The sequence below is a fragment of the Mesorhizobium sp. M2C.T.Ca.TU.002.02.1.1 genome (assembly GCF_003997225.1).
Map to the genome: position 1 here is coordinate 1 of NZ_RZTO01000339.1, position 6,106 is coordinate 6,106.

Here is a 6,106-nt window from a genome sequence, read left to right on the forward strand (position 1 = left end):
ATCTCGACGTGCGCGACGCGGTGGCTGATGGTGTCATCGACGTCACCGCCTTCGCCGCAGGGAAGATTGCTGCATGAGCAAGAAACTTTCGGAGGCGCCGCTGGTCCACCCGACGGCGCAGGTCGAAAACTCGACGCTCGGCCGCTGGACCGAGATCGCCGAGCGCAGCCGCGTCGCCGAATGCGAGCTCGGCGACTATTCCTACATGATGCAGGACTGCGCCGTCTGGTGCGCGACCGTCGGCAAGTTCTCCAACATCGCGGCCAGCGTTCGCCTCAACGCCACCAACCACCCGACCTGGCGGCCGACGCTGCATCACTTCACCTACCGCGCGTCCGACTATTGGGACGACGCCGAGCATGAAAGCGCGTTTTTCGCTGAGCGTCGCGCCAGGCGCGTCACCATCGGCCACGACACCTGGCTCGGCCATGGCTCGACCATCCTGCCCGGTGTGACCGTCGGCGATGGCGCGGCCGTCGGCGCGGGCGCCGTGGTGTCAAAGGACGTCGCGCCGTACACCATCGTCGGCGGCGTGCCGGCAAAACCTATCCGCGAGCGTTTCGACCGCCGCACCGCCGAACGCTACCAGGCGCTTGCATGGTGGGATTGGGACCACGCAAGGCTTCGCGCCGCGCTCGACGATTTCCGCGAGCTGGAAGCCGAGGCGTTCCTGGAAAAATACGGCGGCTGAGTTCAGTGAATGGTGAATGGTCAATAGTGAATGGCAACCAAGCCCCTCCTTTCTCGCCATTCGCCATTCACACCCTTGACACATGACTCGGACAGGAGGCGTTTCCCTAAGGAGATCGCCATGCTCGACACCGTCAGACCCTCGCTCGCCGGATTTTTCGAAGGCACCAATCCGACGCCGCCCACCCATCTCGGCACCCGTTACGACACAGCCGGCAACTTCCTCCTCGAACCCGGCAACACCGTCGTCTGCCATCTGGTCGAAAGCTCGCCTTCGCAAGCTGCCATTGTCGAGGTGCGCGAGCGCATGCTGGCCATGCCGGATGCCGATCGCCTCGCCTTCACCCCGATCTCCAGCCTGCATATGACGCTGTTCCAGGGCATCATCGAATACCGGCGCCGCCTTCCCTACTGGCCTTCGGACGTGCCGCTCGACACCGGTATCGACGACATGACCCGCCTCTATCTCGATCGTCTGCAAGGCTTCGAAGGCCACGGCCCCTTCAAGGTCAAGACTGTCGAAGTCGTGCCGACCGGCCTCACCGTCGCCGGCGCCACCGAGGACGACCGGCAGATCCTGAAGGCCTGGCGCGACGCCCTTTCAGTGCCGTTCGGCTACCGCCATCCGGACCACGACACCTATGTCTTCCACATCACCTTCGCCTACCAGATCCGCCGTCTCGCCGACGGGCGGGCCGCGGCATGGCAGGACCTGTTCGATGACTGCCTGTCCTTCCTCGACCGCGAGGCTCCGGTGATCGAGCTCAGGCCCCCGGCCTTCTGCAGTTTCAAGGACATGAAGCATTTCGAGGAATTGCTCGTGCTCGGCTAACTCCGCAAGCCTGTGACTCGTAACAAAACTGACATCAATCCGACACCCCAGCTTCATCCGCCTGCGCTAGCGAAGGTTAACAGACCTGCAAAACCGCAACGGACTGGAGCTTTGGTATGTCGGCATCATCGGCCACGCTGGAAATCCGCGGCGTAACCCGACGATTTGGCAAGAACACCGCTGTCAGCGACATCAACATCTCGATCCCGCGCGGTCAGATGGTCGGCATCATCGGCCGTTCCGGCGCCGGCAAGTCGACATTGCTGCGCATGATCAACCGTCTCATCGATCCCAGCCAGGGGTCGATCTTTTTTGACGGCGCCGAGGTCTCCAGCCTGCAGGGCTCGCCGCTGCGCCGCTGGCAGCGCGACTGCGCCATGATCTTCCAGCAGTTCAACCTTGTGCCGCGTCTCGACGTCTTGACCAACGTCCTGCTCGGCCGCCTCAATCATCGCTCCACGGTTTCCAATCTGCTCGGCATGTTCACGCGCACCGAATGCGCCGAGGCGGTGGCCGCGCTCGAGCGCCTAGACATCGCCCGCACCGCGCTGCAGCCGGCCGGCACGCTGTCCGGCGGCCAGCAGCAGCGTGTCGCGATCGCCCGCGCCATGATGCAGCAGCCGAAGGTGCTTCTGGCCGACGAGCCGATCGCCTCGCTCGACCCGCTCAACGCCAAGGTGGTGATGGACTCGCTGCGCGACATCAATTTGCGCGAAGGCATCACCGTCGTCACCAACCTGCACACGCTGGACACCGCGCGCGCCTATTGCAACCGCATCATCGGCATGGCCGCCGGCAAGGTCGTCTTCGACGGCGCCCCCCAAGACCTCGACCGCGACGCCGTGCGCACCGTCTATGGCGCCGATGCCAGCGGCGCCGAGATCTCCGAGGCGATCACGTCGACCAGCGTGACCGTCAAGCCGAAGATCACCGCATCCGCCGGACCGCTCGAACCAGCCTTCCCAGGCTACTGACGCCGCCGCCCCGGCCGCAGCGGTCTGGGCAAACCGTGGATTTCAGCCGAGCAACCCGGATCGCCCGCCAGCGTCAACGGCAAGACTTGAAAAATCAAAACGCCGCCGGCGCGCAGCCGGAACAACAGGAGAGAGATCGAAATGTTCAGGAAGATGGTTTTTGGGGCGGTTTCGCTGCTCGCCATGGCGACAAGCGCCGCGCACGCAGCCGACATCAAGGAATTCCGCGTCGGCATCCTCGGCGGCGAGAACGAGACCGACCGCCTGCGCAACTACCAGTGCCTCGCCGATCACCTGAAGGCCGAATTCGGCTTCGAGAAGGTGTCGCTGTTCCCGGCCGCCGATTATGACGGCGTCATCCAGGGCCTGCTCGGCGGCACACTCGACTTCGCAGAGCTCGGCGCGTCCGGCTATGCCAGCGTCTACCTCAAGGACCCGAACGCCGTCACCCCGATCCTCACCACCAAGCAGACCGACGGCTCGACCGGCTACTATTCGATCGGCCTGGCGCTGAAGACCTCCGGCATCACCGACATCAAGTCGGCCAAAGGCAAGAAGCTCGGCTATGCCGATCCGGACTCGACCTCGGGCTACCTGATCCCGCTGACGCAGATTCCGAAGGACACCGGCGTCGCGAACGACACCTATTTTGCTTCGACCCAGTTCAACGGCGGCCACGAGAACAACGTGCTGGCCGTGCGCGACGGCAAGGTCGACGTGGCGGTGGACGACTCCTCGGGCATCGGCGACTTCAAGAACGGCTACACCTCGGGCACCTTCCACAAGGAAGTCGCCAAGGGCGCCGTCGACCCGAACGACTTCGTCGAAGTGTGGCGCTCGGGCCTGATCCCCAACGGTCCGCTGGTTGTCCGCACCGCGCTGGGCGACGACATGACCGCCAAGCTCACCGCCTTCTTCACCGCGCTGCCCGCCAAGGACAAGGCCTGCTTCGAAGGCGTCGAGGGCGGCGATTTCACCGGCTATGTCCCGGTGAAGCCTGACTTCTACAACGTCATCGTCGAAGCCCGCAAAGCCGCCATCGGCGGCTAAAGGCATCGGGAAAAAGGGCGGCGTTCGAAACGCCGCCCTTTTTGCATGTCCAGATCATGACATCAGCGACCCTTCATTCCGACGCCACCCGCCAGCAGGCCGAAGCCTGGCGGCGCCAGACCTCGCTGCGCCGCTTCTACACCGCGCTTGGTGTCGGCCTGCTGCTTGTCGCCATGTTCGCGACCATGTGGTTCGCCGACGAAGCCAATGCCGGTCACTTCTTCGACCGGCTACCGCATATCCTCGACTTCCTCAGCTGGCTGGTCCCGAAGGACTGGAACGACGTCTGGCGGGCGCTGTTCGACATCGCCTCGCCCAACGACAAGGGCACGCAGGAATTCAACTTCCCGCTCGGCCGCGTCTATGTCTGGGGCGGCTTCTACATCCCCGAATATTTCGAGCTGATGCTGACCACGGTGAACGTGGCGCTGGTCTCGACTTTCATCGGCTTCGTCTTCGCTGTTCCCTTCTCCTTCATCGCCGCGCGCAACCTGACGCCGAGCCCGATCCTGCGGCTCGTCGTCAAGCGCTTCATGGAACTGCTGCGCGCCTTCCCCGAGATCGTCATTGCCGGCCTGTTCGCGGCCATCGTCTCGATCGGCCCTGTCGCCGCCATCATCGCTATCGGCCTGCATTCGATCGGGGCTTTGGGCAAGCTGTTCTACGAGATCAACGAGAACATCGACATGCGCCCGGAAGAGGGCCTGCGCGCCGTCGGCGCCAACTGGTTCGAGCGCGTGCGCTTCGCCGACCTGCCGCAAGTGCTGCCCAACTTCATGTCCTACACATTGCTTCGGATCGAGATCAACGTACGCATCTCGACCATCATGGGCGCGGTCGGCGGCGGCGGCATCGGCGAAGAGCTGAAGCTTGCCATCTCACGCGGCTTCGGCGCCAAGACGCTGGCGCTGGTGCTCCTGCTCTTCACCACCATCTTCCTCGTCGACCAGTTCTCCGCCTGGCTGCGCCGCAAGCTCGTCGGCGAGCAGGCCTTTCTGATGAGCGCCTGACATGCCTGCGATGACCGCCGATCAAGTCAAGGCTATTGAAGACCGCCACCCGCAGATCTTCCAGCGGCCGGCCTACAAGCGCTTCTGGCCGCTGTTGCTGATCGCGGGGACGGTGCTCTATCTCGCCTATGCCTTATGGTTCTTCAGCCTGCCGCAGGTGCTGCGCGAGTCGCACTGGGAGCGCCTGCCGCTCTTCCTGTCGCAATGGATCAGCTACGATCTACAGCCGGAATTCCGGCTCGACCAGCCTGAGATCACGCCGAAATATCCGCGCTTCTCGGCGCTCGGCGAGAACCCCAATCCCGACTGGGTGATCAAGAACCCCGACGGCACCTTCACCGTACAGATCGACGGCAACGCCAAATCCGTCACCTTCGACAAGACCATGGCGACGATCAAGGCCAATGGCGTAACCGTGCCGATTTCGCTGACCAGCGGCAAGCCGGTGGTTAACGGTCCGGTGCCCGACTGGGTCACCGTCCATGACGACGAAATCGTCGCGAAGATGGGCTTTGTCGGCGAGGTGCGCGTCACCGTCGACCGCGTCAAGGTGCGCAAGCGCTTCCTCGGCTGGGCCAACTTCGTCTTCGACACGCGCTCGGCCTTCTTCGGAAAACCGGCCGGCGAGGTGATTTCGCTGATCGTCTCCGGACCGGACCTTCAGCCCGGCACGTCGAACCTCGCCTTGGCCGCCGACAACATCTGGAACAACGCGCAGTGGCAGCATGGCGATGTCTGGACGAAGCTCCTGCAGACCATCGTCATGGCGTTCCTGGGCACACTGCTCGGCGGCATCGTCGCCTTCCCGCTCGCCTTCTTCGCCGCCCGCAACATCACGCCCAGCGGCGTGCTCAGCCAAGTCTTGAAACGCTTCTTCGATTTCATGCGCTCGGTCGACATGCTGATCTGGGCGCTGTTCTTCACCCGCGCCTTCGGCCCCGGACCGCTGGCCGGCAGCGCCGCGATCTTCTTCACCGAGATCGGCACGCTCGGCAAGACCTATTCCGAGGCGCTGGAGAATATCGACGACAAGCCGCGCGAAGGCGTGCTGTCGACCGGTGCCAACGGCATTTTGGTGCAGCGCTACGGCGTGCTGCCGGAAGTCGTGCCGGTCTTCATCAGCCAGACGCTCTACCAGTGGGAATCCAACACCCGCGGCGCCACCATCATCGGCGCCGTCGGCGCCGGCGGTATCGGGTTGAAACTATGGGAAGCGATGCGCACCAACTCGAACTGGGCAAACGTCTTCTACATGGTGCTTTTGACGCTGCTCGTCGTCTTCATCTTCGACAACATCTCGAACGTCCTGCGCCGCAGGCTCAGCCGCACGCTGCATGACTACAACCGGCTGCAGGCCGAGCGGGGGTAGCCCTAACTTCGTCATCCTCGGGCTTGACCCGAGGATCCATTCCGTTCCCTGCCTCGTAGAATGCAGCGGTGCAGAATTCTGCATCGTCGCGGAGCGTCGACGTCACGGAATGGATTCTCGGGTCTCCGCGTCCGCTTCGCTCCCGCTCCGCCCGTGGATGACGAACGGAGAGGCCCTTACG

7 protein-coding genes are annotated in these 6,106 nt (G+C 63.8%); 6 read left to right on the plus strand and 1 reads right to left on the minus strand.

Translation table 11 applies throughout. The annotated features are described in order from the left end of the window. The first annotated feature begins 73 nt into the window (after positions 1-73). The 3 genes from EOD07_RS18535 to phnC all read left to right on the plus strand — a co-directional run bounded on the left by EOD07_RS18535 (position 74) and on the right by phnC (position 2,496). Complete coding sequence (locus EOD07_RS18535) at positions 74-691, plus strand: DapH/DapD/GlmU-related protein (RefSeq protein ID WP_073989773.1); 618 nt, start codon at positions 74-76, stop codon at positions 689-691. 120 nt (positions 692-811) lie between these two features. After that, positions 812-1,522 carry a DUF1868 domain-containing protein gene (locus EOD07_RS18540; protein ID WP_127236503.1) on the plus strand — a complete coding sequence of 237 codons (711 nt, stop codon included), beginning with the start codon at positions 812-814 and terminating at the stop codon, positions 1,520-1,522. Between the two features lie 116 nt (positions 1,523-1,638). Next, positions 1,639-2,496, plus strand: a complete 858-nt coding sequence (gene phnC, locus EOD07_RS18545) for a phosphonate ABC transporter ATP-binding protein (RefSeq protein WP_073989771.1) — start codon at positions 1,639-1,641, stop codon at positions 2,494-2,496. Here the strand turns inward: phnC and EOD07_RS37685 are convergent. Then, positions 2,490-2,681 carry a hypothetical protein gene (locus EOD07_RS37685; protein WP_164772334.1) on the minus strand — a complete coding sequence of 64 codons (192 nt, stop codon included), beginning with the start codon at positions 2,679-2,681 and terminating at the stop codon, positions 2,490-2,492. The genes phnC and EOD07_RS37685 overlap by 7 nt on opposite strands. Here EOD07_RS37685 and phnD point away from each other — a divergent pair. The 3 genes from phnD to phnE (EOD07_RS18560) are packed head-to-tail and all read left to right on the plus strand — an operon-like array spanning position 2,638 to position 5,925. Next, positions 2,638-3,546, plus strand: a complete 909-nt coding sequence (phnD, locus tag EOD07_RS18550) for a phosphonate ABC transporter substrate-binding protein (RefSeq protein WP_127236504.1) — start codon at positions 2,638-2,640, stop codon at positions 3,544-3,546. The genes EOD07_RS37685 and phnD overlap by 44 nt on opposite strands. A gap of 56 nt (positions 3,547-3,602) precedes the next feature. Continuing rightward, complete coding sequence (gene phnE, locus EOD07_RS18555) at positions 3,603-4,556, plus strand: phosphonate ABC transporter, permease protein PhnE (protein WP_040987470.1); 954 nt, start codon at positions 3,603-3,605, stop codon at positions 4,554-4,556. Between the two features lies 1 nt (position 4,557). Beyond that, positions 4,558-5,925, plus strand: coding sequence for a phosphonate ABC transporter, permease protein PhnE (gene phnE / locus EOD07_RS18560; RefSeq protein WP_127236505.1), 1,368 nt, complete (start codon positions 4,558-4,560; stop codon positions 5,923-5,925). The last annotated feature ends 181 nt before the right edge of the window (positions 5,926-6,106 follow it).

Coding starts and splice junctions, on each gene's coding strand:
- EOD07_RS18535 (WP_073989773.1), top strand. CDS start 74: ATGAGCAAGAAACTTTCGGAGGCGCCGCTGGTCCACCCGACGGCGCAG.
- EOD07_RS18540 (WP_127236503.1), top strand. CDS start 812: ATGCTCGACACCGTCAGACCCTCGCTCGCCGGATTTTTCGAAGGCACC.
- phnC (WP_073989771.1), top strand. CDS start 1,639: ATGTCGGCATCATCGGCCACGCTGGAAATCCGCGGCGTAACCCGACGA.
- phnD (WP_127236504.1), top strand. CDS start 2,638: ATGTTCAGGAAGATGGTTTTTGGGGCGGTTTCGCTGCTCGCCATGGCG.
- EOD07_RS37685 (WP_164772334.1), bottom strand. CDS start 2,681: ATGGCGAGCAGCGAAACCGCCCCAAAAACCATCTTCCTGAACATTTCG.
- phnE (WP_040987470.1), top strand. CDS start 3,603: ATGACATCAGCGACCCTTCATTCCGACGCCACCCGCCAGCAGGCCGAA.
- phnE (WP_127236505.1), top strand. CDS start 4,558: ATGCCTGCGATGACCGCCGATCAAGTCAAGGCTATTGAAGACCGCCAC.